The sequence below is a fragment of the Kitasatospora sp. NPDC059812 genome (assembly GCF_042732075.1).
GTDB lineage: Bacteria > Actinomycetota > Actinomycetes > Streptomycetales > Streptomycetaceae > Kitasatospora.
Genome location: NZ_JBHWIO010000049.1, coordinates 4,254 through 29,618, shown reverse-complemented (window position 1 = coordinate 29,618; position 25,365 = coordinate 4,254). Strand labels below are relative to the sequence as shown.

The 25,365-nt window shown below is 71.5% G+C and carries 28 protein-coding genes and 2 tRNA genes; 8 read left to right on the top strand and 22 right to left on the bottom strand.

All coding sequences use genetic code 11. The annotated features are described in order from the left end of the window. Positions 1 to 147: 147 nt before the first annotated feature. The 3 genes from ACFV6D_RS23415 to ACFV6D_RS23405 form a co-directional block, all read right to left on the bottom strand. Positions 148 to 939 (bottom strand): nucleotidyltransferase family protein, encoded by a 792-nt coding sequence (locus ACFV6D_RS23415; RefSeq protein ID WP_363375148.1) that lies wholly within the window; start codon positions 937 to 939, stop codon positions 148 to 150. A 96-nt stretch (positions 940 to 1,035) separates the two neighbouring features. Further along, positions 1,036 to 1,479, bottom strand: a complete 444-nt coding sequence (locus tag ACFV6D_RS23410) for a hypothetical protein (protein WP_063348801.1) — start codon at positions 1,477 to 1,479, stop codon at positions 1,036 to 1,038. Between the two features lie 195 nt (positions 1,480 to 1,674). Continuing rightward, complete coding sequence (locus ACFV6D_RS23405) at positions 1,675 to 2,766, bottom strand: ABC transporter ATP-binding protein (protein ID WP_063348802.1); 1,092 nt, start codon at positions 2,764 to 2,766, stop codon at positions 1,675 to 1,677. A gap of 284 nt (positions 2,767 to 3,050) precedes the next feature. Between ACFV6D_RS23405 and ACFV6D_RS23400 the strand changes: the two genes are divergently transcribed. Beyond that, positions 3,051 to 3,124: transfer RNA gene (locus ACFV6D_RS23400), tRNA-Thr, on the top strand. An 86-nt stretch (positions 3,125 to 3,210) separates the two neighbouring features. Here ACFV6D_RS23400 and ACFV6D_RS23395 read toward each other — a convergent pair. The 15 genes from ACFV6D_RS23395 to ACFV6D_RS23325 form a co-directional block, all read right to left on the bottom strand. Beyond that, positions 3,211 to 4,380 (bottom strand): tyrosine-type recombinase/integrase, encoded by a 1,170-nt coding sequence (locus ACFV6D_RS23395; protein WP_380490163.1) that lies wholly within the window; start codon positions 4,378 to 4,380, stop codon positions 3,211 to 3,213. Continuing rightward, positions 4,380 to 4,598, bottom strand: a complete 219-nt coding sequence (locus tag ACFV6D_RS23390; RefSeq protein ID WP_380561017.1) for an excisionase family DNA-binding protein — start codon at positions 4,596 to 4,598, stop codon at positions 4,380 to 4,382. The genes ACFV6D_RS23395 and ACFV6D_RS23390 overlap by 1 nt, the downstream gene beginning before the upstream one ends. After that, positions 4,583 to 6,007 carry a replication initiator protein RepSA gene (gene repSA / locus ACFV6D_RS23385; RefSeq protein WP_380490167.1) on the bottom strand — a complete coding sequence of 475 codons (1,425 nt, stop codon included), beginning with the start codon at positions 6,005 to 6,007 and terminating at the stop codon, positions 4,583 to 4,585. Before repSA ends, ACFV6D_RS23390 begins: the two co-directional genes overlap by 16 nt. Continuing rightward, positions 6,004 to 6,978: a DNA cytosine methyltransferase gene (locus tag ACFV6D_RS23380; protein ID WP_380561016.1), complete on the bottom strand. Its 975-nt coding sequence runs from the start codon at positions 6,976 to 6,978 to the stop codon at positions 6,004 to 6,006. Before ACFV6D_RS23380 ends, repSA begins: the two co-directional genes overlap by 4 nt. A gap of 68 nt (positions 6,979 to 7,046) precedes the next feature. After that, entirely contained in the window at positions 7,047 to 7,214 is a 168-nt protein-coding gene (locus tag ACFV6D_RS23375) for a hypothetical protein (RefSeq protein ID WP_380335615.1), read from the bottom strand. A gap of 3 nt (positions 7,215 to 7,217) precedes the next feature. Next, positions 7,218 to 7,406, bottom strand: a complete 189-nt coding sequence (locus tag ACFV6D_RS23370; RefSeq protein WP_380561015.1) for a hypothetical protein — start codon at positions 7,404 to 7,406, stop codon at positions 7,218 to 7,220. 101 nt (positions 7,407 to 7,507) lie between these two features. Beyond that, positions 7,508 to 8,056, bottom strand: coding sequence for a GGDEF domain-containing protein (locus ACFV6D_RS23365; protein ID WP_380561014.1), 549 nt, complete (start codon positions 8,054 to 8,056; stop codon positions 7,508 to 7,510). An 85-nt stretch (positions 8,057 to 8,141) separates the two neighbouring features. Next, positions 8,142 to 8,672: a hypothetical protein gene (locus tag ACFV6D_RS23360; protein ID WP_380561013.1), complete on the bottom strand. Its 531-nt coding sequence runs from the start codon at positions 8,670 to 8,672 to the stop codon at positions 8,142 to 8,144. A gap of 23 nt (positions 8,673 to 8,695) precedes the next feature. Then, positions 8,696 to 8,893, bottom strand: a complete 198-nt coding sequence (locus ACFV6D_RS23355; protein ID WP_380561012.1) for a hypothetical protein — start codon at positions 8,891 to 8,893, stop codon at positions 8,696 to 8,698. Positions 8,894 to 8,905: 12 nt separating this feature from the next. Continuing rightward, positions 8,906 to 9,646, bottom strand: a complete 741-nt coding sequence (locus ACFV6D_RS23350; protein ID WP_380561011.1) for a DUF2637 domain-containing protein — start codon at positions 9,644 to 9,646, stop codon at positions 8,906 to 8,908. An 11-nt stretch (positions 9,647 to 9,657) separates the two neighbouring features. After that, the gene (locus ACFV6D_RS23345; RefSeq protein ID WP_380561010.1) at positions 9,658 to 9,870 is read right to left on the bottom strand and encodes a hypothetical protein; all 213 of its coding nucleotides are present in this window, start codon (positions 9,868 to 9,870) and stop codon (positions 9,658 to 9,660) included. A gap of 72 nt (positions 9,871 to 9,942) precedes the next feature. Beyond that, positions 9,943 to 10,116 carry a hypothetical protein gene (locus tag ACFV6D_RS23340; RefSeq protein WP_363370535.1) on the bottom strand — a complete coding sequence of 58 codons (174 nt, stop codon included), beginning with the start codon at positions 10,114 to 10,116 and terminating at the stop codon, positions 9,943 to 9,945. A gap of 5 nt (positions 10,117 to 10,121) precedes the next feature. Further along, positions 10,122 to 10,334, bottom strand: a complete 213-nt coding sequence (locus ACFV6D_RS23335; RefSeq protein WP_363370537.1) for a hypothetical protein — start codon at positions 10,332 to 10,334, stop codon at positions 10,122 to 10,124. A gap of 80 nt (positions 10,335 to 10,414) precedes the next feature. Continuing rightward, positions 10,415 to 11,812, bottom strand: coding sequence for an FtsK/SpoIIIE domain-containing protein (locus tag ACFV6D_RS23330; RefSeq protein WP_380561009.1), 1,398 nt, complete (start codon positions 11,810 to 11,812; stop codon positions 10,415 to 10,417). Positions 11,813 to 11,817: 5 nt separating this feature from the next. Further along, entirely contained in the window at positions 11,818 to 12,171 is a 354-nt protein-coding gene (locus ACFV6D_RS23325) for a hypothetical protein (RefSeq protein ID WP_363370541.1), read from the bottom strand. A 224-nt stretch (positions 12,172 to 12,395) separates the two neighbouring features. On the opposite strand from ACFV6D_RS23325, the gene ACFV6D_RS23320 reads away from it, so the two are divergent. The 5 genes from ACFV6D_RS23320 (at position 12,396) to ACFV6D_RS23300 (ending at position 17,167) form a co-directional block, all read left to right on the top strand. After that, a complete protein-coding gene (locus tag ACFV6D_RS23320; RefSeq protein ID WP_380561008.1) occupies positions 12,396 to 13,232 on the top strand; it encodes a sigma-70 family RNA polymerase sigma factor in 837 nt (278 codons plus the stop codon). A 1-nt stretch (position 13,233) separates the two neighbouring features. Next, the gene (locus ACFV6D_RS23315) at positions 13,234 to 14,070 is read left to right on the top strand and encodes a hypothetical protein (protein ID WP_380561007.1); all 837 of its coding nucleotides are present in this window, start codon (positions 13,234 to 13,236) and stop codon (positions 14,068 to 14,070) included. Between the two features lie 599 nt (positions 14,071 to 14,669). Further along, positions 14,670 to 15,269, top strand: coding sequence for a hypothetical protein (locus ACFV6D_RS23310; RefSeq protein ID WP_380561006.1), 600 nt, complete (start codon positions 14,670 to 14,672; stop codon positions 15,267 to 15,269). A 442-nt stretch (positions 15,270 to 15,711) separates the two neighbouring features. Beyond that, the gene (locus ACFV6D_RS23305; protein WP_380561005.1) at positions 15,712 to 16,995 is read left to right on the top strand and encodes a restriction endonuclease; all 1,284 of its coding nucleotides are present in this window, start codon (positions 15,712 to 15,714) and stop codon (positions 16,993 to 16,995) included. Positions 16,996 to 17,087: 92 nt separating this feature from the next. Further along, positions 17,088 to 17,167 (top strand) — tRNA-Thr (locus ACFV6D_RS23300). Between the two features lie 120 nt (positions 17,168 to 17,287). Here ACFV6D_RS23300 and ACFV6D_RS23295 read toward each other — a convergent pair. Further along, complete coding sequence (locus ACFV6D_RS23295) at positions 17,288 to 17,692, bottom strand: CU044_2847 family protein (protein ID WP_380561004.1); 405 nt, start codon at positions 17,690 to 17,692, stop codon at positions 17,288 to 17,290. A 124-nt stretch (positions 17,693 to 17,816) separates the two neighbouring features. Between ACFV6D_RS23295 and ACFV6D_RS23290 the strand changes: the two genes are divergently transcribed. Beyond that, positions 17,817 to 19,040: a hypothetical protein gene (locus tag ACFV6D_RS23290; protein WP_380561003.1), complete on the top strand. Its 1,224-nt coding sequence runs from the start codon at positions 17,817 to 17,819 to the stop codon at positions 19,038 to 19,040. Here ACFV6D_RS23290 and ACFV6D_RS23285 read toward each other — a convergent pair. Genes ACFV6D_RS23285 through ACFV6D_RS23275 form a run of 3 tightly spaced genes read right to left on the bottom strand, consistent with a single transcriptional unit; the run spans position 19,030 to position 23,628 of the window. Next, positions 19,030 to 19,623: an NUDIX hydrolase gene (locus ACFV6D_RS23285; RefSeq protein WP_063348805.1), complete on the bottom strand. Its 594-nt coding sequence runs from the start codon at positions 19,621 to 19,623 to the stop codon at positions 19,030 to 19,032. The two genes, ACFV6D_RS23290 and ACFV6D_RS23285, sit on opposite strands and share 11 nt — an antisense overlap. A 43-nt stretch (positions 19,624 to 19,666) precedes the next feature. Further along, positions 19,667 to 22,759, bottom strand: a complete 3,093-nt coding sequence (locus tag ACFV6D_RS23280) for a trypsin-like peptidase domain-containing protein (protein ID WP_380561002.1) — start codon at positions 22,757 to 22,759, stop codon at positions 19,667 to 19,669. Beyond that, complete coding sequence (locus ACFV6D_RS23275; RefSeq protein WP_380561001.1) at positions 22,756 to 23,628, bottom strand: hypothetical protein; 873 nt, start codon at positions 23,626 to 23,628, stop codon at positions 22,756 to 22,758. The genes ACFV6D_RS23280 and ACFV6D_RS23275 overlap by 4 nt, the downstream gene beginning before the upstream one ends. A 202-nt stretch (positions 23,629 to 23,830) precedes the next feature. Here ACFV6D_RS23275 and ACFV6D_RS23270 point away from each other — a divergent pair, with 202 nt between their 5' ends. Next, entirely contained in the window at positions 23,831 to 25,138 is a 1,308-nt protein-coding gene (locus ACFV6D_RS23270; RefSeq protein WP_380561000.1) for an MFS transporter, read from the top strand. Positions 25,139 to 25,365: the final 227 nt, after the last annotated feature.

The following is a 25,365-nucleotide window of genomic DNA, read 5'->3' as shown; positions in this document are numbered from 1 at the left end:
GTCCCCCCCCCCCCCCGCCCCGGGGGCCCCCCCCCCCCCCCGCGCGCCCCCCCCCCGCGGCGGGGGGGGGGCCGGGGGCCGCCCCCCCCCGCCCCCTCGTCGTGCGCCGGGGGAGGCGGGGGCGCCGGGGCGCCGGGGGTGCGGCGGTTACCGCGGTGAGCGGCCGGCCCCGGAGGCGAGCTCCTTGGCCGCCTCGGTGAGGTCCTTCGCGGTGTCGATGGCACGCCAGTACACGCCCTGCGGCAGCTGGTAGCCCGCCAGTCGCTTGCTGCGCGCCAGCTGCGGGAACGTGGTGCGCTCGTGGTCGCCCACGTCCGGCAGCAGCTCGGCGAACTCCGGGCTGAACACGTACAGCCCGGCGTTGATCAGGAACGGCGAGGGCGGCGCCTCGATGAAGTCCAGCACGTTGCCGAACTGGTCGGTCTCCACCGCCCCCCACGGGATGCGCGGCCGGGCCAGCGCGAGCGTCGCGACGGCGTCCCGCTCGTGGTGGAAGGCGGCCATGTCACGCAGGCTGAACCGGGTCCAGATGTCGCCGTTGGTGGCGTACCAGGGCTCGTCCGGGCGGGGCAGCGCCTTGGCCGCGTACTTGAGGCCGCCGCCGCGCCCGAGCGGCTCCTCCTCGACCACCGTGCGCACGCGCAGCGGCAGGTCCGCCTTGTCGAGCCACTCCTCCAGCACGGCGGCCAGGTGCCCGCAGGAGACCACCGCGTCGGTGACGCCCTCGGAGGCCAGCCAGGCCAGCTGGTGGCCGAGGATCGGCGTGCCCGTCCCGGGGATCTCGACCAGCGGCTTCGGGCGGTCGTCCGTGTAGGGCCGCAGCCGCGAGCCCTGGCCGCCGGCCAGGATCACGGCCTGGGTGACGGGCGTCGTGGTCGGCCGGGACGGGTGGGTCGGCGGGGACGCGGGATCGGCGGTGGGGCCGGAGTCAGCGGTCATGCCTGAACAATAGGACGCCCACCGGGGCCGGGAGCCCGAGCCCGCAGGCGTCGTCGGCCCGCGGCCGTCGGGCCGGCCTGCGGGTCAGCTGCCGGGTCAGCCGGCGATGCCCGCCGCGAACGACCCGTCGCAGACCGGGCGGGCGAAGGACCGGGCCCGCTGGACGTCGCCCTGGTACTTGCGCACCGCCGCCTTGCCCAGCTCGCCGGCGAGCGAGGTGCAGTACGGCGTCAGCGACGGCTGCTCGCGCATCGAGCGCTCCAGCAGGTCCAGCGCGGCGGACGGGTTCTTCGCCCGCAGCTCGTCCAGCAGCGCCACCCGCAGCGACTCCTGCGGGGCGAGCCCGTCCGGGGACGTGCCCGCGGTGGCGGAACGCCCGATCCCGGCGCCGTCACCACTGGACGCCGCCACGACCTGCTGGTCGAGGTTGGTCGGCGGGGCCCATGGCACCCGGGTCACGGCGAGGGTGCCGGTGGTCACCAGGAGGACCGGCAGGGTCAGGGCGACGGTCTGGCCGATACGGCGTACAAGCTGCTTCACCCTCAGGAGAGTAGCGGTGGGTACGGGTCGGATCGCCCTCCGTGACACCATCGAGTGACACCGTGTCCGAGTTCGTCCCCACACCGTGTTGACGTGGGGGTGTACGGACGGAGCCCGTCGGACCGGGAATGGTCCGACGGGCTCCGTCGTGCCGGCTTTCCCCGCCGGTCGACCGACCGGCAGGGCGCGCCGTGCTCAGCTGCTCAGGCGGGCACCCGAGCTGGTCGAGAACACGTGGGTCTCGTTGGCGATCGGCACGACGTGGATCGTCTCGCCGCGGGCCGGGATCTGCCGGCCGTGCACGCGGACGACCAGCTCCTTGTCCTCGCCGCCGATCTTGGTGGTGCCGTACACGAAGCCGTCGGAGCCGAGCTCCTCGACGACGTTCACCGTCACCGCGACACCCTCGATGCCGCCCGCCGGGACGATCTCGAAGTGCTCCGGGCGGATGCCGACCGTCACCGACTTGTCGGTGCCGGCGCCGGCCAGGTCGTCGCGCGAGACGTTGACCACCGAGCCGCCGAACTTCACGCCGCCGTCCACCAGCGGCACCTCGACCAGGTTCATCGCGGGCGAGCCGATGAAGCCGGCCACGAACAGGTTAGAGGGCCGGTCGTACATGTTGCGCGGGGTGTCGACCTGCTGGAGCACGCCGCCCTTGAGCACCGCGACCCGGTCGCCCATGGTGAGCGCCTCGGTCTGGTCGTGGGTGACGTACACCGTCGTGATGCCCAGGCGGCGCTGGAGGCCGGCGATCTGGGTACGGGTCGAGACACGCAGCTTCGCGTCCAGGTTCGACAGCGGCTCGTCCATCAGGAAGACCTGCGGCTGGCGCACGATCGCGCGGCCCATCGCGACACGCTGCCGCTGACCACCCGACAGCGCCTTCGGCTTGCGGTCCAGGTACTCCGTCAGGTCGAGGATCTTCGCGGCCTCCTCGACCTTGGTGCGGATCTCCGTCTTGTTCACGCCGGCGATCTTGAGCGCGAAGCCCATGTTCTCGGCGACGGTCATGTGCGGGTACAGCGCGTAGTTCTGGAACACCATGGCGATGTCCCGGTCCTTCGGCGGCAGGTGCGTGACGTCCCGGTCACCGATCCGGATGGAGCCGCTGTTGACGTCCTCCAGACCGGCCAGCATGCGCAGGCTGGTCGACTTGCCGCAGCCCGAGGGGCCGACCAGCACGAGGAACTCGCCATCCGCGATCTCCAGGTCCAGCGCGTCCACCGAGGGCTTGTCCGCCCCGGGGTAGACGCGGGTCGCCTGCTCGTACGTGACAGAAGCCATGATTGTTCTCTCCTTCACCGGCAGGAACGTGCCGGACGATCCGAGTAAAGGGGCGTTCGTTCGTCTCCGTCAGCCCGCCCAGTGGTCTGAACCACCTCACGAACCGACTCCGGGCGACGCTACCTGCGCCTCCGCCGCTTGTCAGCCCCCAGCCCGCCCGATTTCGGCATCGGTTCCATCACGCCCACCCCACCCCGCCAACCCCCGGATATCCCCCCACCCCACCTGCCGGGCCCGGTAGACTGCCCCCGGTGCCGCCGTGATCCCTCGCGGACGGTCACCGTGCCTCCTTAGCTCAGCTGGCCAGAGCACCGCTCTTGTAAAGCGGGGGTCGTCGGTTCGAACCCGACAGGGGGCTCGCGTAGGAAGCGATGCGACCGGCGCCCGAAGGGCCAGCTCACCGGGGTGATCCGGCAGAGCTGGCCCTTCGTCGTTGCTGCGGCGCTACTCGGGCTGTGCCACGGGCGTGCCAGAACAGTCCGGCGGGTCGTCGTCGTCCCCGAGGGCCTTCCGGGCGGCGTCGCCCATCTTGTCGGCGATGGCACGGTCCCGGTCGCTGGTCATGTGCTGGTAGATCAGCGCGGCCCGGGTGGTGCTGTGACCCATCCTGGTCATGAGCTCCCGGGTGCTGGCCCCGTTCTGCGCGGCGATGTTGTTACCGGTGTGCCGGACGTCGTGGAAGTGGACGTCCGGGGAGACGCCGGCCTTGGCCTTGGCGGCCGTCCAGTCGTCCCGGAAGTTGCTCCGGCGGAGCCTGCCACCCCGGGGGCCGACGAAGAACAGGCCGTCCTGCCCCTTGGCCGCGTGACGCTCCAGGTGGCGTTCGAGGTCGGGGACGATCAGGTCCGGGAACGAAACCGGGCGGAAGCCGGCGCGGCTCTTGGGCGCCTTGGTGATCAGCTTGCCGCTGCTCAGTTCGGCCTGATTCCGGCGGACCCAGAGGATGCGGGCGTCCAGGTCGATGGCCCGGCGGCGGAGTGCAGCCAGCTCGCCGAGGCGGAGCGTGGTGAACGCGGTCAGCAGCACGAGCGCCCGCCACTGCGGCTGGATGGCCGCCGCCACGGCGTACACCTCGGGGACGGTCAGGACGGGCCGTTCCGGGACGTCGTAGACGTCGGCGCCTTTGATCCGGCACGGGTTGCGCTTGATCAGCTCATCGTCCACGGCGGTGGTCATGATGCTGCGGAGGAGTTGGTACGCCTTGACCACGGTCGGCTCGCCAACTCCCTTTTCTAGGAGCCGAGTTCGCCACGTGCGGACGCGGGCCGCCGTGATCTCGGAGACGAACTTCCCGCCGAGCATGGGCTTGATGTGCAGCCGAAGGACGCCCTCGTATCGCTCCCTGGTGGTCTCCTCCAGCTTGCGTTCCTTGAGCCACTCGTCGGCGAAGTCGCCGAACTTGACCTTCCCGGCGTCCGGGTCCGTCCACTGGTCGCGCTTGATGTCGGCCTCGATGAGTGTGAGCGCGACTTCGGCATCGGTCTTGGTGGGGTAGGTCTCCTCGCCGGGACGCATCAGGCCGGTGACCGGGTCGGGGTAGCGGATCTGGAAGCGGCCGGAAGGGAGCTTGCGGACAGAGCCGAAGCGGCGGCGGTTGCCCCTGGAGTTGGCCATCACGCCACCGTCCGCAGTCGACGGGACCGGGTGGCCGGCTGGACAGTGTTCGCGGACACGTAGTTCGCGAGGGCGGTTTCCGGGATGCGGACGTGGTGGCCGACTTTGACGAAGGCGATCCGGCGTTCGGCGACCAGGCGGCGGGGGAAGCGCTCCCCGCTGGTCTCCCAGGTGCCGAGGCGTTCGGCGACTTCCTTGACGGTCAGCAGGCGGTCCATGCTGCGTCCCCCTCTTCTCGCGCGAGTTGTGCGCGCATCTCCTGCCGGTCGCTGGTGTGGCGTTCGTGCAGGTCCCGGGCGATGGTGGCGGCGAGCATCGACTCACCCGGGGAGTTTCCGGCGCCGGCGAAGGTCCAGTGGGCGAGGACCAGCGTTTCGGCGTCGGGAAGGTCGTCCAGGTCCGGGAGTCCGGCGGCGAGGAGGCGTTCCCGGAGTTCGGTGCGGGCTTGGTCGGCGCGGTAGTCGGCGCGGACCTGGCGGAGGGCGCCGAGGGTGGTCGAGTAGGTGGGGGACTTGCTGGAGAAGTGGCCGCGGAAGCCGAGCATGTGGGACCAGTGCGCCAGCAGGCGGCCCGGATAGTCCTTGTCGAGGTCCCAGCAGGTTTCGATCAGGCGGCGGGTGTGGGCGGGCAGGTCGTGGCGGTCGAGTTCGTGGCGCTCCAGGATGCGCCGGTCCACGGTTTCGGTCGTCTCGGCGGACTTGGTGGCGTACTTGGCGACGTAGGAGGCGACGGCCCGTTCCGTGATCTCCCCGCCGGCGAAGGCCCCGATCGGGCGGACATCGACCTGTGTGCCCCACTGAAGGACCCGGGCGGGCTGGTCACCCCCGGCAGCGACAGGGACACCGGCTCGGCGGGCGGCGGCCCGGATCGCGGCGTCCAGCAGGGCGACGGTGGCCCATGCGGGCGGGGGCGTGTCGGGGCCGTCGGGGCCGTCGATGCGGATGACGGCGTGGAAGTGGACGGCGCCGCGGCGCTGGTACTCGGCGACCTTGCCGAACGAGATCTTCGCCTGCTCCTTGAAGTCCCGCTGGTAGAGCCCGGTCATCTTCGCCATGACCCGGAACAGGTAGATCGTGAAGCGACGCCACAGGTCCGGGGCGTGGTTGTTCCACAGCACCGCGTGCCCGTACTCGTAGCGCTCCGGGGCCAGTGGCGTGCCAAGCAGAGGCGAACCGGCGGGGTGGGCGTGGCCGCAGCGGCAGGTGCCCTTGTCGGGCCGGTTGTGGACCGGGCCGAACGAGGGGGCGGTGAGGGTGGCGAAGACCCGGGGGTGGGAGCGGACGGTGGTCGGGACGTTCTTGGTGGTGTCTCCGGCGAGCCCGGCACGGATCAGGTGGAAGGTGTCCGCCGAGTACGTGCGGGCGCAGGACGGGCAGCGGGAGGAGCGGCGGTTGCCGCAGGCGACCTTGAGACGCTGGCCGGGCTCGTGCTCCGTCGAGTACCGGTGCCAGACGGCGCCGGTGGGGGCGTGGGTGAGGGTGCGGAAGCCCTTGAGGTGGATCGGGTTGGAGCAGCCGCCGGTACGGCGGATCTGGTCGTGGAGACGGGGGAGGTCGCCCCGCATGGCGAGCCGGGCGAGGTCGGCGAGTGCCAGGTGTTCGCGCTCGGGGTGGAGGGACGGCATCATGCGGCCACCGCCAAGGAACGCGAGGCGGGTTCGAGAACCGAGAGGAGGACTTCGACCGCGAGGCCCGGCGGGACGGCGTTGCCGATCTGCTCGAACTGCTTGGTCCGTGAGCCGGTCCACGGGTGGCTGGCGGGGAAGTCCTGGAGAAGCCCCGCTTCGGCGGTGGTCAGTTCGCGCTGGGGGCTGGAATCGGTGGCAGAGAGCTTCCACGATCGGGCTCGACCCGTCAGGGTCCAGGCGGGCCCGGCGGTGGTGAAGCGGTTGCCGCCGCCGGTGTGTTCACCGCGGGTGACGACATCGCCAGTGGCCAGGTTGAGGACGTCGGCCATGGTGTTCCAGGCGGCGCGGCCGGGGCCGAAGAGGCTTTCGGGCTCGGGCACCTTGGCGTGGGTGGCTTCGGGTGGGGCGACTTGGTGCGTCGTGGAGGCCAGGAGGAAGGCCCGGCGGCGGGTCTGGGGGATGCCGTAGTCGGCGGCGTTGAGGACTCCGACCCACGTCGAGTAGCCGATGCCGCGCAGGACGCGGGCGATGTGGGCGAAGAGGGGTTCCACCGAGGGGACCTCTTCCAGGGCGATCCAGTCGGGGCGGAGGTCGAGGGCGTACCGCAGGGGTTCGACGGCCAGGAGCGAGCGTGCGTCGGTGGCGGTCCGAAGGGCGGAGCGGGTGTCGCGGCCGGCGGCGAGGTCGTCGAGGCCCTGGTGGCAGAGCTCGATGTCGTCGGCTCCGGCGCCGAGTCCGGCCGTACTGAAGGTCTGGCAGGGCGAGGAGCCGATCAGGCCGGAGACCCTTCCGACGAGCGGCGCGGTCGGGTAGGCGGCGACATCGGTGCGGATGGTGCGGTGACCGGCGGCGGCGCGGGTGGCGCAGGCGGCGGCGTCGATCTCCAGGCCGGTGTCGGTGTGGCCGAGGCGGCGCAGGCCCTCGGACCAGCCGCCGGGGCCGGCGAACAGGTCGATGATGTGGCGCTTCAAGGTGATGCCTCCCTTCGTGGGGAGGCCCCGGGACGGACCAGTGGCACCAAGTCCCGGGGCCGGGCTGGTCAGGACTGGTCGGCGGGCTTCTGGTGGCGGTCGGTCCACTCTTCGGCGCAGACCTTGTGGACGGGCTTGCCTCGGTCGGAGCGCAGGTTGGTGGGCTTGTCGCAGACGCCGCAGGGGGCGGGCTGCGGGGCCCAGTGGCGGGAGTCGCGCCAGTCGAGGAGGGCCATCGGTCAGGCCGCTTTGGCGGCGGTGGTGGCCATCGGGCGGGCGACGGTGCCAGCACCGTTGCAGGCCGGGCAGGTGACGGGGATGGTGGCGCGGGAGCCGTCGCGGAGGCGGATGCCGGTGGCGATGACGACGGAGGCGAAGCCGGAGCAGTTCGGGCAAATCCGGCTCGGGGCGTGGCTGTGCTGCGGCATGATGGTGGTCTCCTTCGTGGGCTTCGGTTCGGGAAGGGGTTGCGGCCTCGGGGCGGCGGGATGCTTGGCGGCGTGTTGCCGCCCCGGGGCCGGTCTTCGAATCAGCGGCGGCGGGAGGTGCGACCGTCGCGCTTGTGCGCGTACATGTCCCGGTCGGCGCAGGCGAGTGCGTCCGTGAGCGAGACGATCGGCAGCTCGGCGACGGGGCAGATGCCGACCGAGGCGGAGGCCGGGAGCGTGAGGCCGGAGTGCGGGACCGGCTGGTTGAGGGCTGCGCGCAGGTCGGGCAGGCGCTCGGGGGCGTCCAGGACGACGGCGGCGAACTCATCCCCGCCGAGGCGGGCTGCGATGCCGGGACGGCCGCACCAGGCGGACAGGCGAGCGGCGGTTGCGGTGAGCACGACGTCGCCGGCGACGTGGCCGTAGGTGTCGTTCGTGGCCTTGAAGTCGTCCAGGTCGATCAGCAGCACCGAGGCCCGGTCCGGGTGGCGCTGGGTCAGCCGGTGGGCGCGGGTCATGAAGCCGTCCCGGGTGTGGAGCCCGGTGAGCGGGTCGCGGCGGGCGGTCGCGAGGCGGCGGTTCAGCCAGGCGCCGTGGGTGGTCCATCCGATCAGCGGTGCACCGGCGGCAAAGATCGTGGGCAGATCCATGTGCGGTCCTTCGTGATGGGTGTGGTTGGGGTTGCGATCTCCGGGCCGGCGGGATGCTGGCGGCGTGTTGGCCGTCCCGGGGAGGTCAGAGGCCGAGGCGCTGGGCGCGGCTGGCGGCCTGGGCGAGCAGGTGGTGGATGTCGGCCTGCCGGGTGGCGGGGCGGTCGTTGTACTCATCCGGGGAGCTGGCGGGACGCCCGGTGGCGTGCAGAATCTCCATGAGCTGGACGCGGGCGGTGGTGACGGTGGCCGGGGTGCCGTAGCCGTGGGCGAGGACGGCGGCCTGGGCGCCGAGGAGGCAGACGCGGCCGGCGGAGTCCCACATGGCGCCCTGGAGCCATCCGAAGGCGCCGATGTAGCGGGAGGTGAGCCGGAGGTGGCTGGCGGCGCTCACCGGGACGGGACGGGCCGGGCGGTGGGTGATCCGGTCGAGGAGCGTGAGCCGCGGGACCGGGTAGCCGGCGGTCCAGGGCTGGATGGTGGAGCCGAGTGGCGAGATGTACGGGACCGTGATGCGGGCCGGGGCGGGAAGCGAGGCCAGGTACGCCTCGATTTCGGCGACGAGGCCGGAGCCGTCCACGGTGACCAGGGGCGGCAGACGGACAGTGATCGCCATAGCCAACTCTACTTTCTAGCTTGCTACTTGTTGGAGGTCTTGTTGATGACGTTCACGCCGTCGCGGGTCGTGTTGTCGATCAGCGGGGCGGCGGAGGTGCCGGCGAGGTAGAAGCCGAGGAGAACGAGTGCGGCGACGGCCCACCAGCGCAGTCGGAGGTGCCGGACGATGAACCAGGCGACGATCGCGAGAATGACGATGAACGGAAGCTGGATGTTCACCAGGTGAGCCCTTCAGGCGAGTTCGGCGACGAGCGCCGAGGCGAGCGGGTCCTGAACCCCGAGGCGGGCACGAAGCGTGGCGGCGTCGATCGGGGTTCCCGTGCGGGTGTGGTGGTCGTCGGCGACCTTGCGGGCGTGGTCGAGGAGGAAGGCCGGGACCGTGGGCGCGGGGGCCGGCGCGGGAACCGGGGTCGGCACCGGTACGGGAGGCTGGGGCGGCGCCGGAATGGGAGCCGGTTCGATCGCCGGGACAACCGCAGGAGGCGGGACGGGCGTCGGCTCGACGTCCGGTTCGGTGATCGGTTCTGCGGCGGTGACGTAGAGCGGCGGGACGTCGTTGGGCTCGCGGTCGTCCGGCTCCGGCTCGGCTGTCGGGGATTCCGCGGTGGGCGCGGTGGTCGAGTGGGCGAGCAGGGTGCCGCCGAGGAACGCGGCGGCGGGCCAGCCGGCGACGAGAACGCGGAGCCAGGCGGGGGCGTTGCCGAGGTCGAGCAGCCCGGCGGTGCCGACATTGGCGCCGAGCGAGGCGGCCAGCGCGATGACGAACCAGCACCAGGCGAGCCGGCGGGCGGTCCCGGAACGCATCCGGCGCCAGGCGGCGACCAGCAACAGGTCGACGGACACCGGGTAGGCCCAGGACTTCCAACCGGCCTGGCCGGCGGCTGCGGCGAGGTCGTGGAGGTGGGCGAAGGAGAGAGCGGCGGCGATCACCGCTTGCGCCAGTACGGCGTCCAGCTTCGGGAGTCGACGCATGACGTACTCCGTCAGACCTGGTTCTTGCCGAGGGAGAAGAAGAGGACCGCGCCGCCGATGAGCTCCGGCTGGTGTCGGGTCAGCGTGGCGATCGCCTTCTCGAAGATGTCGGCGCGGGTCATCCCGGGCGAGGGCGTGATGATGTTCGCGAAGGTGCCGATGGCGGTCGCGCCGGGCACGGTCTGCTGCAGCGTGAGGACGCAGTGGTAGGTGTCCTGCTTCATGGCTTGTCTCCCATGTGGAGTGCGGACCGGGCGGCGATCTGGTGGTCGACCGCCCGTCCCGTCGCGGCTGGGTTATGCGGGGGCGGTGCCAGCGCCGAGGCAGTCGAGGCAGGTCGCCTCCTGCTGAGCGACCGGGCGGCGGCGCGAACCCCGGCCGGCGTAGACGGTCTCGGTGGTCTGGCCGGTGCCCTTGCAGGGCTCACAGGGCGAGGGCTTCGGCGGCGCGGTGCGCTTGCGGGCGGCCACCGGGGTCACCGGCTGTTGCGCTGGGCGCGGTCGGCGGCGGCGCGGGCCTCGCGGGCGAGCTGGGCGGCGTCGCGGTCGTGCGGGTTGGCCCTGGCGATGCGCTCCAGGAGGTCGGCCTTCTCGGCGAGCAGCGGGCCGGCGTCGTCGTTGTTGTCGCGGGTGGCCTTGAGGTGGCCGAGGAAGGCGCCGATCTCGGCGATGGACGGCTTGCGGGACATTGGTGATCTCCTCGCGTCAGGCATGGCGGGGTAGGGACTTGGCGCGATACGGCCACGCCGGCCGATGGGGGGAGGTGTCGCTACTTGCCGAGCGAGACCGGAACCAGGTCCGACGGCGTCGAGGGAATCGACGGAATGCTCGCCGGGCTGGCGACCTGCGGGCGGAAGGCCGCCAGACGGTCCAGGTCGGGCGTCAGGTGTGCGAACTCGCCGCAGCGATCGGCGACTTCGGTGAGCGAGCGATACGGCGTGCGGATCTCGGACCACTGGCCGGAGGTGTCGCCGGCGACCGCCATCCCGGGCATGTCCGGGCTGATCCTGGTGGAGGCCGTGACTGCGTCGTCGGAGATGTCGCCAAGACCCATCTTCGCCGTCTCCAGGTCGTTGACCCGGTGGACGGTGCGGCCGGTGAGCTGGGAGCGGAGCAGGGTCGCGCCCTTGCCCAGTTCCGAGCCGAAGCGCTGACCGGCGATCTCCAGGTAGATGCCGGCGGCGCGGGCGAGTTGGGCCAGCCGGATGAGCGCCGTGACGATCTGGTTCCGCCGTTCCTCATCGGCCCTGCTGGCCGCCAGGAAGAGTTCGGCGATCTCGTCGACCAGGACGACGATCGGGACCGGTCGGACATCCTCGGGCAGGCCCCAGATGTCGGCGGTCAGCTCCTCGGCGACGACGGATCCAGGGACGCCCTGGTGGTCCCGGATGAGGTCGTACCGGTCGTCCATCTCGACCAGCACCGCGAGCAGCAGCCCGAGCGCTTCGCCCTGGTTGGTGGCCAGAGCGGACAGCCGCGGGGCGAAGGGGCGCTGTTCAACGCCGCGCTTGCAGTCGATCCCGACCAGGGCGACCGGCTGAGGGGCGAGGCCGTGGACCAGGTTGCGGGTGAACATCGACTTCCCGGACTGGTTGGCACCGAGGTTGAGCCCGTTCGGAGCCTGCCGGTAGTCCCGGTAGTGAACGGTGCCGTCGGCCCGAAGCGCGACCGGAACCCGAAGCAGCTCAGGGGACTTGGCGATGGCCCGGCGAGGCATGCGTACGTTCCGCAGCACGTCGAAGCCGACGATCCGCAGGTCGACTACCCCGGGCTTGACCTCCGAGACGTGAACCGCGTGGACCTCCCAGGCGTGCCGCAGCCGCTCGGCCGCATCGACCATGTCCGACGTCTGCTGACCCGGGGCGAGACGGAGTCGAATCCGCAGGCCAGTCGAACTCGGCTGCACGCCACGGATCACCGGCATCGCGGGCTTGGCCGGCCGGTCGGTGCCGGATGAGGACATGGCGCGCCAGAACGTGGGCTCCACGGTCAGCCCACAGGCCTCCATGACGTTCTCGAAGTCGTGCCGGATGCGGTGGACGGCCAGCGGCAGGCCGATGGTCGCCCAGTAGGTCCGGGGCATCTTTGCCTTGGCGTAGAACGCGCCGACGCCGACCGTGGCCGCTGGGACGCTCAGCTCCAGGAGCGTCGTGGTCAGGGTGTCCACGGCGATCAGGCGTTCGCGCCGGCGAGGACCGGGGAGGCAATCGTCACGGCGTCGGCTCGGAAGGCGATGCCGGAGCGCTTCTGACCGTTGAACTCGTTCTCCCACGGCCGGGCGATCAGCCGGGTGAGGGTGACCAGCACGCCGGGAGCCAGCCCGTCCGGGATGCCCGGCTGCGGCACGGTGAGGGACAGGATGTCCGCCTCGCCGTTGGCCACGAACGTGACATCCAGGGTGACCAGCGGCGCGCCGGTCTCGGCGTCCATGGCCATCTCGCCGGTCCGGCGGTCCTTGAGCTTCGGGCGGGGTGCCTGGGCGACCATCACCAGTGCGGCGGTCGTGTCGACAGGGATGAAGCGCATGAGCTGGGCTCCTTCATCTTCAGCGGCCCGTAGGGGCGGCTGGGAAAGGTGGCGGCGTGTTCGGCAGCATCCCGCTAAGGGGGGGTTACCACCGGGGATCGCGCCTCCCCAGGTGCTAAGGGGGGCTTATCACTAGATTGGACCCGCCTAGCCGCAGTGTCAAGCCCCCCTTACCATTGGTGTCATGAGACTTGCTCCGCACGTCGGTTGGGAGGTGCCGCGCCATGATCGATGAGGTTCGGCGCGTAGCGGCCATCAAGGACCATCGCGTCCGGGTCAAGGCTTCCGTGGAGCTGATGGAAGAGCTGCAAGCCGCCGTGATCGAGACCTCTCGGATGCGGAAGGAGAGCATCGCCTGGCTCCGGCAGAGCGGCCTGTCCATGGCCGAGGTCGCGAAGCTCATGGGAGTCAGCCGCGCGCGCGTGGCCCAACTGAAGGATGCAGGTCCGCCGGCCGAACGCGCGTTCCTCGGCGTGGACCGGGTGAGCGTTGCGGTACCGCAGCGGCCGGGAGAGCGCGAGTACGTAGCAGTTGAAGACAGCGCCACCGGACAGCAGTTGATCAATCTTGCACACCGACTCCAACTCGAAGGCGAGCTTGAGTACATCCCCACCACGGGAGCCATCGAGCTGAACCGAGACGGCTTGGTCGTTGTGTGCGGACCGAAGACGTCGCCCGTCACCGCAGCCGCTCTGGCCGCCGACCCCCGGCTGTCGTTCGAGACACTGGAAGATGGCAGGTGGGCACTGATCGACCGGGAGAGTGGACAGGTCATCACTTCGCCAACCGATGACCCGGAGGGCCCCCAGCTTTCAGATGTGGCCTACTTCGGGCGGTTGCCGCGGCCGGACCGCGTTGGATCCTTCCTACTGGTCGCGGGTGTGCACGCGGTGGGATCGCTCGGGGTCGCGCACTACCTGTCGACCCATATTGCCGGGCTGTACGGCGAGATCGGCGACCAGTCGTTCTCCATGGTCATCGGCTGCGACTACGAGGCCGGCACCAAACGCGTGCTCGCCAGCCGGGCCCTGACCGGCGTACTCCGCCACGAGGAAGCCTGACGTGCTGGTCTCGGTCGCGACGGCCCCGAACCCGGGCCGGATCAATGAGGACTTCGCGGTCGCCAGCCCCGAGACCGTTGTTCTCCTCGACGGAGCTGGGCTGCCCAGCAGCATGAACACCGGCTGTACTCACGGTGTGCCGTGGTTTGTACGAACCCTCGGCGCGAGCATCTTCAAGCACGCGACCGAACGGCCGGCGGCACTGACCGAGTGTCTTGCGGACGCGATCGACTCCACGGCTCGACTGCACGCGGGGACCTGTGACCTGGGCAACCCGATGACGCCGACGTCCACGGTGGCAATCACGAGAGCCCGCGGTGATGCCTTTGAGTGGTTGGTGCTCGCAGACTCGACCGCTGTGCTCAGCCTGCCCGACGGAATTGACGTGATCTCAGATCACCGGGTGTCGGCGGTCACTGACCAGCAACGAGCCGACATGGCAAAAGAGTTGGAGCATCTTCCCGAAACCGAGAGGCGGACGGCTCTGGCCTACGCCCAGAGGCAGCTCATGAACAGCGCGGCTGGCTACTGGGTCGCTGCCACCGAAGCTGGTGCTGCCGAACAGAGCCTGACCGGGGAGGTGTCATTGTCAAGCGTCCGAGCCGCGGCAGTTCTGACAGATGGTGCAGCCCGGGCCGTTGACGACTTTGGGGTCATGGGCTGGCCCGACCTCATGAGCCGGCTGGAGACGAGTGGCCCACGCGGGGTCATCAACCACACGCGGGAGCTCGAACGCTCAGATCCACAAAGGCGACGCTGGCCCCGCTCGAAGTGCCACGACGATGCCACGGTGGTACTCATGCAGCGCGAGCCGGAAGGCTTGCTGGGCAAGCAGTAAGTGATTCTCAGGGCGTGAGCGCCGGTTCTGTGCAAGCCCATGCGGGCGGCGTGTGGGGTGGGGGTAGGTAGCTGGAGGGAGGGTGTGAGGGGGTGGGGTCAGAAGATGACTGTTACGAGTTTCGCTACTGGTTCAAGGGCGCGCACAGCGCGCCAGCGCGCGGCCTTGCCGCACGCCGCCGCTCCTGTCTGCGCCCCACGCCGGCGGCGGCCGACCGCGCACGCTAGCGTGCGGCCGGGGATGCCGAGATGAGAGAGCCCGCCGGACGGACGGTGCGGGTCAAAGCATGAGGCTCCGCCGGGCCCTCCTCGGAGGGGCCAGGGGTATGCGCATGGGTGCGGCTTCGACGTGGTGATCGTGGGCGGGTCGCGGGAGGCCCCCACCTCGACCGGTCACCCAAGGGCGTACCCGGAACCTCCAGGGGCCGCCAAGGCCAAGCGCACGCGTCACGGAGTGAGCCTTGGCGGCCCCTGGAGAACCCGGGTGCGGCGAAGCTGCCCGATCGAGGAGGGGACCAGCCGCTCAGGCCGCAAGCTGCTGGCGGCGCAAAATCGGCAGAGTGGCCGCCAGCCGCAGCGTGCCTCCGACATCATGTGTGGGTGGAAATAGCCAAGCTCGTCCTTGAGTTCGTCAAGGCACTCATCTGGCCCCTGATCGTGCTCTTCATTGCCCTCGCCTTCAGGGAGCAGTTCCGCAAGCTGCTTGACCGTTTGAAGGAAGTGAATGGTGGCGGCATCACAGCCGCCTTCGGCGAGGACGTCGAAAGGGCTCAGGCAGCGGCTGAGGCGGCGGCGGACCAACAGCCAGCTTCCCACTCAGAGGAGACACCGGAGGAGAACGTCTTTGAGGTGTTCCGTGGGGTCGCCGACGCGACACCAGAGGGAGCCGTCCTAGCAGCCTTCAGGGTCGTTGAACAGAAGCTCAATGAAGCAGTTGATGTTCTGCCAGGTCCACGCCGTAGCCAACGTCCGGCAGACCGCTTGCCTAGTCGACTTATCGAAATCCTCTCCGAGGCTGGCCTCAATCAGATGGCCGTGGTCGCCCTGAGAGGTCTAAGGGTCTTGCGAAATCGTGCGGCGCACGCAGGTGACGCGATCGATGCTGAGGAGGCGCGGTCTTACGTAGATACGGCAGAGCTCGGGGTCCGCCTACTCAACTCCTTCATTGCAACAGCCCAGGAGCATCTCAACGAACCATGACAGCGTCCACCCGGATGAGAGTAGTCGCGGCATGTGCGCGGCAGGGCCTTAACATGCGTGATGATCAATCAGTCATCCGCTAAAAGTGCTCAACCGACGCCCGAGGAGATACCTACCTATCCGATGAGGTTGCTGCGAAGTCGAGTGTCTAACTACACCACAACGGGTGCGGACTTAGGCGGGCGGTCACGGACGCTTGAGGACCGTTCGGGCAGGTCAGCCGCGCCGCGCGTTCAGGCCGGTTAGGTGCCCGGGTTGCCTGGGTACATCGCGGCCGCGAGCTAGCGGCTCCCCTAACAGGCCCCATCGGAGATAGCCGGTGGGGCCTTCCGGCGTAGCGCCCGTCAAGCGGGACGGTAGTCCTATTGTCTTACCAGCATGCCAGGATTGCGGGCGGATCGGTCTGTTCGTTGAAGGGGGCGCTGTGGGGCATTCGTTGCGTGTGGGTGATGTGCTGCGGTACGCGGCTTCGAAGGACACGGCGCCAGCGACGGTCGATGGGTTCGACAACTTCTACTTCGTCACAGACAGTCCTGGCCAGAAGCGGGCCCTGCTCGAAGCTGGGATCAATGCGATGGCCAAGGTCAAAGCGAGCGACGGGATGCGGCGCCCGGCGGTGATGATCCGGTCGAGTCCCTGGAAGGCGGGATCGGAGCAGACGCCGTGGCACGACGTCTTCGACATCGACAACGGGCACGTCCGCTACTTCGGTGACCACAAGCCGGAGATGACGAAGCCGGTCGGTACCACCACAGGCAACGCGGCGTTGCTGGAGGCGTTCGGTAGCCACCAGGCGCCCACAGCCGAGGGGCGGGCTGCTGCGGCGCCGCTGCTGCTGTTCCGGTCGGTGTCGAAGAACGGCAAGGTCAAGGGACATGTCCAGTTCTGTGGCGTCGCGCTGATCGAGCGGGCAGAGCGCGTGGTGCAGTGGGGTGGGCCGGCGCGGTTGACGTTCACCAACTACGTCTTCGATCTCGTGGTGATCGACCTCACCGCGGAGGACGACAAACTGGACTGGGACTGGATCACCGCACGGCGTGACCCCGATCGGACCGATGCCGAAGTTCTGAAACTGGCGCCCGCAGCATGGCGGGAGTGGGTGAAGCACGGTCATTCGATGCTGCCGAAGGTGCGTCGGCGGGTGGCACGTTCGCAGGTCGTCAAGGTTCGCGACCAGAAGCCGACTCCGGGCAGCTTTCTCGAAGCGGACCTCCAAGCGGTTTACAAGCGGTTCGACAACAACAAGCACGCGTTCGAGGTGTTGGCCGCGGTCGTCGCTGCGAAGGTGATGCGGGCGTCCGGTCACAAGTACAACGAGGGCTGGCTGACCCGCCGGTCGGGGGACGGCGGGGCGGACTTCGTTGGTCGGTTGGATCTCGGCAGTGGTCTGGCCGGTACCAAGCTGGTCGTTCTGGGACAGGCGAAGTGCATCAAGCCGGACAGCCTGGTGTCAGCCGAGCAGATTGCCCGAGTTGTGGCCAGGCTCAGGCGCGGGTGGATCGGCGTGTACGTCACCACCGGTTCGTACTCGGAGCCGGCACAGTTGGAGATGGTCGAAGACCAGTACCCAGTGGTGCTGATCAACGGGCAGGATCTGATCAAGGAGCTGTACGAAATAGCGGGCCAGGATCACGGTGGCGACCTCATGGCATGCGTTGATGCTCTGTTGCGCAGCCGCTCGCTCGAAGTGTTCAACCGCAGGCCCGAGGAGATCCTTCTCGACTGAGCTGTCGCGTGCCACAGGCGTGCCAGAACGGGCGGTACGTGGCGGTCAGTTGCGGGTGTCGGCGGGGTAAGGACAGGGGAACCGGCAGGGTGGCCGAGCCGCAGGCCGGGCAGGGTGGCGGACGGCCGCTCTTGTAAAGCGGGGGTCGTCGGTTCGAACCCGACAGGGGGCTCGCGTAGGAAGCGATGCGACCGGCGCCCGAAGGGCCAGCTCACCGGAGTGATCCGGAGGAGCTGGCCCTTCGTCGTTGCCGGGGCGTGCCGCGGGCCGTCGGGTGGTGCGTGGCGGTTGGTCAGCCGCTTTCGGGTGCGGATTCGGCCGGTTCGCCGGATTCGTTCGAGTCGTCGGACTCCTCCGGTTCCTCCGATTCGTTCGGCGGGCCGGAAAGGGCGGTCTCGCCGTTTTTCCGCCAGGTCGCCGTCACCTTCAGGCTGGCCTTTCCGTCGACTCCCGTCACCGCGCTCACGAGGACTCCCGTCTTGACGGAGAGCTCGATTCCGAATTCGAGCGTGAACTCGTCGGGGGCGGCCGCCCGCAGGCCGGACCGCACGTTGCCGACCACGGTCTGGAGCGTGCCCGCCAGGTCGTCCAGCTGGTAGCTGGGGCGGCGCAGCGCGACGTCCCTGGGGCCGCGCTGCTCCTCGATGCGGGCCCAGAATGTCCCCTCGGGCGTCACTACTTGGACAAGCTCCGACATTTCTCCTCCAAGGGGTGCCGTTGCCGGGGTCGAATTGCCGGAAAGCCGGTGGCCGGCCCGGGCCGTGGGCCTATCCTTCTTCTTCGCGAGGGGAACTGTATCGGGCGCCGAAGGGTGGCAGGCCATGGATATGGGACAGCGGGCGGAGGGTACCGAACACATCTACCTCTCCGATGTGGAGCCGCACGCGGCGGCGCCGATCGACCGGGCCTCGGACCTGCGGTCACGGGTCCTGCTGCACGTCCTCTTCGCCGACACCCTGCTGATCGGCGACTCGCAGGGCCTCAACAACAGGTACTTCCGGGCGCTCGTCGACGCCGAGGAGGCGCGGAAGGTCCGCTGGTCCCCGGGGACGGCGGCGCTCTCGGACTTCGGCGCTCTCCTGGAGGCCGGCCGGCTGAGGGTCGCGCTGCGGGCGGGCGGGACCCTGCACCGGATCAGCGACGGCCACCGGGCCGAGGGCGTGGAGAACGCGCCCGACGTCCCCTACGTGGAGCGGCTGACCGAGGTGTCGTCCGCGCACACGGAGCCGTACGACGGGTCGGCCGTCGCCGCCGCGTTCAAGTCCGGTGTCCTGGCGCGGATCGAGGCCGCCGAGCGGGACTTCGCCGGGAGCGCACGGGAGGCCCTCGAAGCCGCGCGCGCCTGGGTCGCCGAGCAGGATCCGCTGCTCTACAAGCAACTCCGGGACTGGCTGGCCGCCTACCGGAGCGCGCGCCCCGGGGGCAGCGCCGAACTCGTCCTCGTGCTCCAGTCGGTGGACGACTGGGCCGGCGAGTCCTACCGGCGGGCGCTGCCGCAGGCCCTGGGCGTCGGCATGGCCGGCCCGCGCGACGGCGAGGGCACCATCCCGGTCTTCCGGAGCCGGCGACTCGTCGAGTACGCGGGGTTCCCGGCGGTGCTGCTCGACAACCTGCTGCTGTCCCAACTCCCGGTGGAGGTGGTGTTCGAGGCGATCGAGCAGCCCTCCCGGGTGGCCCTGGTGGCGGAGTTGGGGCGGCTGCGCCGGGGGATCCAGCCGGACACGGCGGTGCTGCGTTCCGCGGTCGACGAGTTCAGCTCGTGGACGCTGGAGGCGTTCGAGCGCACCTTCCGCCGCGTCGGGGGCCTGGCGTGGGAGCACTTGCGGGGCGAGGTCCGGCTGATGCGCTTCGGGCTGGACGAGGACCCGGTCGCCGGTCGGCTGGGGGCCGGCCTGGAGGTGGTCTCCCCGGCGGCCGACGGCGTTCGCGACCTGTCGCTCCACGTGGTGAACGGCCCGGGTGCGGCTGTCCCGGACCCGCAGCGCCGGGCACAGCCGCGGCCGTTGCGAGAGCTCGACCCCTTCGAGCGGGTGGTCACCCTCTGACGGCCGCCGTCTGCGGGTCGGGGTGGGCCTGGAGGAGGGCGAAGGCGGCCAGGGTGACGCCGCAGGTGATCCGGCCCTGCCGCAGCCAGCGCGCCATCAGGTCGGGGGAGACCCAGACCGGGTCGGTCACCGATTCCATGGCCTCCGGCCGGGCGGTGGCGGTGCCTCCGGGGAGCACGGTGGCGCGGCAGACGTGGATGCCGTTCTCGATCAGGCCGGTGTCCGCGTGGATCAGGCCGAGGCTCTCCACGGTGGAGGCGATGAGGCCGGTCTCCTCCCTGAGCTCGCGCGCGGCGGCCTCCTCCGGGGGTTCGCCGGGCTCGCAGCCGCCGCGCGGGAACTCCAGCGAGGCGGCGCCGACCGGGTAGCGGTAGGAGGGCACCAGCGCGATGCCGTCGGGGCCGGTCGCCACCACGACGACGCCGGTCTGCGACCACTGCCACCGGAGGTAGTTGCCGGCCGTGCCGCCCGGGGCGACGACCTCGTCGTTGTAGAGCCGGCCGAAGCGGTTCCCGAAGACCTCGACGGCCTGGCGGCGTCGGATCGGTGCGGGCGAGGCGAGGTCCTGAGAGTCCGTGGGCATCATGCTCCTACCTGCCGTCGTAGGGCCGCAGGTGGCGGCGGCCTCACCTGCCATGATTGCCCATGGTCGCCAGCTGCTCCACCCAGTGTGCGCGCTCGTCGGTGAACTCGGTTATCTCCGAGGAGAGTTGGACGAGCATCCGCAGCGAGGACCGTTGCGCGGCGAGCCGTTGCCGGTCGCCGGGCGGAAGGGCGGCCCGCAGCTGTGCGGCCTCCCGCAGCGCGCGGTACGCCTCGTCGTCCCGTCCGGCCCGGACGAGGCCGATCGCCTGCCGGTGCAACGCCTCCGGGAGCCTGGCCAGGTAGCGGCCGGGCTGCTGGTCGGCCAGCTCGCGCAGCAGCGCGAGCGCCCGGTAGCCGGCCGTCACCGCCTCGATGGGCCGGCCGGCCAGTTGCCCGCACCGGGCGAGGAGTTGGAGGCAGGTCAGCAGGGTGTCGTCCTGCCGGGACCCCGGTTCGGCCTCCTCGCACAGCTCGACGCCGTGCGCGGCTGCGTCGAGGGCCGCGCTCACCTGGCCGTCCTCCATCCGCACCAGGGCCAGGGTGCTCAGCGCCGTCGCGGTGTCCAGGAGGTACGTCTGGCGCAGGGTGTCGTCCCCGTCCGCCCCGGCGAGGAGTTCCTCGTAGCGGGCGACGGCCGACCTGGCGTGTTCGAGCGCCGGTTCGGTCCGGTGGGCGCGGTGCAGCAGGAGGCTCACGTTGTGGAGCGCCCTCGCGTACTCGGGGAGGTGGCGGCCGGTCTGCCGGACGAGGTCCCGGCTGAGGCGGACGGCCTGCTGGGCGGCGGTCAGCGCCGAGTCGCCGTCGCCGGGGCGGACGCCGTCCGCGGCGAGTACGCCCGGGGCCAGTCCGTCCGCACCGGGTACGCCCGGGGCGGTCTCGTCGAGCCGGAGGCTGTAGCTGATGAGGCGGCGCAGCCTGCGCAGCTGGTCCTCCTCGCCGAATTCGGGGTCCGGCTGGTCCAACAGGCGCTTCAGGACCAGCGCCGCCACCGGCGACATGCTGGAGGGGTAGCCGGGCAGCCGGCTCTCGACGGCGGTGAGGACGTCCGGTTCGCACGCCTGCACGGCGGGCAGCATGAGGGCCGCCAGCGGTTCGGCGTGCGGCAGTACGGCGCCGTTGACGGCCAGGGCCGGCAGGAGCGCGTCGGGCCGCTCGGTGATGCTCCGGGCCAGTGCGGCGTCCAGGGCCGGGTGGGCGGGGTGGTCCACGACCCGCCCCACCCCGGTGCAGCCGCGGGCGCGGGCGAGGATCTCCACGGTCTCGGTGGCCGCCGCGATCCGCTCCTGCGGCGAGGCGGGGTGCGGCGGGTCCAGCAGGGCGAGCAGGTACTCCTCGGAGCGTCCCGAACTCTCCGGCGTACTCAGCACCCGGCGGACCAGGATCTCGCCGATCCGGCTCGGGCCGACGGGGGCGACCAGGCCGTCCTCGGCCGGGTAGAGCATGCGCAGGAGGGCGTTGACGACGTTCATGTTGAGGGGCGGCTGGTGGGGGAAGGCCTCGGCCCGGACCCGTTCCAGCAGGGCGATCAGCCGGTCCGAGCGCCGCCCGGGGGCGAGGACCGGGACGAGGAGGAGCCCTTCCGCCAGGAGCCGGCCGGCCTCGCCGGCCAGGGCCGGCTCCGCGGGCAGCCACGCCGTGAGCTGCGCGTGCCAGACCCGGACCTCGTGGTCGCAGAGCCGTTCCAGCGGATCGCCGTGCCCGGACCAACTGCTTCCCCGGGCGAGGGTGAGGACGGCGTCCAGCGCGAGTGCCAGCACGCCGAGCAGCGAGTCCTCCCGCCCGGCGCGCGACGGAAGGCTCCTCGGTACGGGCAGGCGGTCGTGGCCGAGTCGTCGGGCGAAGACCTCGAAGGCCGAGACGACCAGCGCGGCGGGCGAGGCGTCCCCGGCGGAAGCAGCGGAAGCAGCGGAAGGGACGGAGGGGATCGTCCTGGGGAGTTCCACGACGCTGGCGTCGGCCAGCGCCCAGTCGTCGACGCCGCTCTGCAGCGCCCGCCAGAAGGGCTCGGCCGTGCGGGCGAGCAGCAGGAGGCGCAGCCGGGGCTGCTCGGGTCCGAACCGGGAGACGTGCTCCACCAGGGTGCGGATGTCCTCCAGCCGGGCCTGGGCGTAGTCGAAGACGGCGAGGACCGCCAGACCGTCGTCGAGGGCGGTGGTCAGCTCGTCCAGCCACCCCGGTGCCGCGAGGCTGCTGCGCTGCACGAAGCCCGCGAGCCAGCCGTCCTCGGCCATCAGCCGGCACAGCTCGGCGGCGAGCCTGGTCTTGCCGGAGCCGCCGGGCGCGTGGAGCAGGCGCAGCAGCAGCGGGGTCTCGTCGGCGCACCAGGCCCGCAGTTCGGCGAGTTCCGGGCGGTCCACGAAGGGCATCGCGCCCTGCGTCAGCAGCTGGGCGGGGGTCGGCCGGGGCGTCTGGCGGGGGCGGTGGTGCCCGTACGCCCCGAAGAGCCGGACCTGGCGTCCGGCCCGGTCCATCGCCAGGTCGTACCAGGCCGTGCCGGGCCGGTGGCCGAGTCCGTTGCGCCGGGCCAGTTCGGGGAAGCAGGTCCGCACCGCGTCGACGGGGACCATCCAGCCGCCCAGGACGGCCGTCTCGTCGCGGGAGGTCTTGAGCACTCCGCACACCCGTCCGGTGGCGGGGTCGAGTACGAGGCTGCCGCTGAACCCCTGGACGACCTGGTCGCTCTTGAGCCGGACGAAGTGGCCCGCTTCGCCGGAGCGGCCGACGACGGAGAGGTACAGGGTGTCCCGGTGGGTGCCGGCGTCCAGGGTCGCGTCGCTGAATCCGTGGACGATCACGTCCGAGCCGCCGGGGGGCACCTGATCGGCGAGCCAGACGCCCGCGGTGTCCAGCGGTTCGGGGAGGCGGAGCACCGCGAGGTCCGGGTACGCGTAGATGCCGCCGTCCGGGTCCTGCCGCGGTTCCCGGGCCACCACCTCGGCCCGGAGCGTGCGCCCGTGCACCGTCACTGCCGGGTGCGGGTCGGAGCGGACGACGTGGGCGCAGGTCAGCACGGTGTCGGGGGCGACCAGGAAGCCGGTGCCGGAGCTCTCCGCGGTCTCGATCAGCACCGCCTGTTCCGTGGCGAGTCGGCTGACGGCCTCCCGGCGCCGCCGGGTCTCGTTGTCGGGGATCACGCGGGGTCCCTTCGATCGGGGGTGCCAGGGTGTCGTGCCCGGCCGTCGGAATCCAGTGCCGGAGGTGCACCGGGGCGTAGTTGACGCAGGGTCCAGCCGTGGGCGCCGGGGGTCAAGGGGGCGGTGTGGGCGGTGAGGAGTTCGGCGGCGCGGCGGTAGGAGAGGCGGGCGCGGCCGGTGTGGGGGCAGCGGTCGGAGGCGGGGGTGCTGGCGGGGGCGCGGCGGTCGGTGAGGAAGAGCGGGCCGGTGGTGCGGCCGGCGACGAGGAGGGGGAGCAGTCGGGCGGTGCCGCTCTGCCAGTGGACGGGGGTGCGGCCGGGCCGGTGGAGGGTGCGGTGCCGGGGCAGGTCGAGGTGGTCGGTGTCGAGGGCGAGGACGGTGTCGATGGCGGCGCCGGACTCGTGGAGCAGGTGCCAGAGCGACTGTTCGCGCAGGGGCGCGCGGAGGGCGAAGAGGGCGCGCAGGTCGTCGGGGGTCAGGGGAGCGACGGTCGGTCCGGGCCGCGGGCCGGGGTGCAGGTCGGTGGTGGGGTCGTCGTCGAGCCAGTGCTGGGCCCGCCACCAGGCCACGGCGGCGCGCAGGGTGGAGAGTTCGCGGTTGAGCGTGCGCGGGTCGGTGTCGGCGCGGCGGCGGTCGGCGGCGGTGCGCAGGCGGCGGGCGGCGTCCGGGTGGTCGAGCAGGGCGAGCGGGAGGACGGGCGGCCGGGCGCGCCGCCGTTCGGGGCCGGTGGGGGCGGGTCGGTCGGCGAGGGCCCAGGCCCAGGTGTTCAGGGCGATCCGGTAGATCCGCCGGGAGCCTTCGGCGAGCCCGGAGGCGGCCAGGTAGCGCTCGACGGCGACGGCGTACTCGACTGGGGGGAGCTCTGCCATGTCGGGGCCTCTTCCGCAGTAAATCAACTCGGGCCGGACTCCTGAAGGCTACCCACGAAGCGCAGTAAATCGCAGGTGAACAGCCGTTTCTGAGGCCGTTTACTGCGGCGGTCGGCGGGGCGTGAAATATTGAGGCCAAAAGACTCAACTTTTCCCCGGAAACCCTTGAACGCCGTTCCCGTCCGGGGGCAGACTGCCGCCCATGGCAGTGGATGCGGAACGGATCCCGGCCCGCCGCCGGCGGCTGGGAGACCGGCTCGCCGTGCTGGGCGAGCGCGATTTCGCGTGGTTCTTCGTCGGCTACTCGACCTCTCTCCTCGGCTCCTCGATGGCGCCGGTGGCGGTGGCCTTCGCGGTGCTCGACGGCGGCGGCGGAACCGACCTGGGGTGGGTGATGGCGGCCCGGATCCTGCCGGTGGTGCTGGTGCTGCTGGCCGGCGGGGTGATCGCGGACCGGTTCGGCAGCCGCCGGGTGATGCTGGGTTCGGACGTCCTGCGCGGGCTTGTCCAGGCGGTGTTCGCCGCGCTGCTGACGGCCGGGCGGGCGCCGGTCTGGGCGATGGTCGCGCTGGTGGCGGTGTGGGGGATCGGGGAGGGGCTGTTCCTGCCGGCCCTCGGAGCGATCGTGCCCGGCCTGGTGCGCCGGAAGGAGCTCCTGGCCGACGCGAACACCCTGCTGGGGCTGGCCCGTTCGGTGGCCACGGTGGCCGGGCCCGCGACGGCCGGCCTGGTGACGGCGACGCAGGGACCGGCGGTGGTCCTGCTGGCCGACGCGGTGACGTACGGCGTCGGCGCGTTCGCCCTGGCCAGGCTCCGGCTGCCCGACCGCGCGGCGAACGCGGCCGGCGGCGAGCAGCCGATGCTCGCCGAACTGCGGGCCGGCTGGTCGGAGTTCGCCTCCCGGCCGTGGTTCTGGATCACCACCGTCCAGATGGGCCTGTTCAACCTGCTGGTCTGGGCGCCGTTCCTGGTGCTCGGCCCGCTCGCCGCGCAGCGGGACCTCGGCGGCGCCCGGGCCTGGGGCCTGGTGATGGGGGTGTACGGCGTCGGTGCGGTGCTGGGCGGGCTGGTGATGCTCGGGCGCCGGCCCGAGCGGCCGCTCGCGGTGGCCACCGTGGCCACGCTGGCCTGGGCGCTGCCCTCCGCCGCGCTCGCGGCCGGTGCGCCGTTGCCGTGGGTGGTGGCGGGCGCGCTGGTGGCGGGGGTCGGCTCGGCGGTCAGCGGGACGCTGGTCAGCACGACGATGCAGAGCTGGGTGCCGCCGGAGGTGCTCGGCCGGGTCAACTCCTTCGGGGCGCTCGGCGCGTTCGTGTTGGGGCCGCTCGGGCTGGCGGCGGCCGGACCGGCGGCGGACCGGATCGGCGTGGACAAGGTGCTGCTGCTCGGTGCGGTCTGGCAACTCGTGGCCGGTACGGTGGTGTTGGCGGTGCCGGCGGTTCGGAACCGCCGCTGGGAAGGGAGCCGGCACGGCGAGGACGGGCGCCACGGCGACCGGGAAAGCGCGCCCTGACCCGTGCTGGTCCGACCTTTCCAGGATCCGCCGACCACCCGCCCCCGAACGGCTCCGGGGCGCACCCCCGGCCCCGGTGCGGCCCACCGCGCACCGTACCCGGCCGGCCCCGGAGCGCGACCAGGTCCGGCCGCCGCACCCCCGCCGCGCCCGGGCGGGGGCCCCCCCCACCCCGGCGCGCGCCGGGGCGACGTTCAGGCGTGCCGGAATCGCACGGACGTGCCGGA